Source organism: Blautia sp. MSK.18.38 (assembly GCF_024460535.1).
Taxonomy (GTDB): Bacteria; Bacillota; Clostridia; order Lachnospirales; family Lachnospiraceae; genus Blautia_A; species Blautia_A fusiformis.
Genome location: NZ_JANFYP010000096.1, coordinates 1 through 411, shown reverse-complemented (window position 1 = coordinate 411; position 411 = coordinate 1). Strand labels below are relative to the sequence as shown.

1 protein-coding gene is annotated in these 411 nt (G+C 35.3%); it reads right to left on the bottom strand.

Going from position 1 to position 411, the window contains the following annotated elements; all coding sequences use genetic code 11:
• Nucleotides 1-335, bottom strand: a 335-nt coding sequence (locus NE638_RS17905; protein WP_173746886.1) for a response regulator, incomplete at its 3' end; no start/stop codon positions are given.
• Between the last annotated feature and the right edge of the window lie 76 nt (nt 336-411).

Genomic DNA, 411 nt, shown 5'->3' with positions numbered 1-411 from the left:
TTTCGCTGCAAAGCACTAATCGAAAAAGGTTTCGTGATATAATCCACTGCACCAGCTTCATATCCTCGTATCTGATCGCTTTCCTGATCGTTGGCAGTTAGAAATATAACTACTGTATCAGGATGCTCTGGCTTGATAAGACGGCATAGGTCATAACCATTTCCGTCTGGTAAATTTATATCCAGCAATACCAAATCAAAAATGTTTGTTTTTAATGATTCAGCGGCTGTCCTTGCATTCAGAACAGAAGTTATTGTGTAACCGTCCAATTCCAAATTATAAGTAAGCGTTTTATTCAAAAGATTATCATCTTCGACAATTAAAATATGCTTCATATTATCACTTCCTTTTCTTTTTGCAGATAGTATAACAGGCAAATGTCCGAGAATTGTTACAAGGACAAATATATTT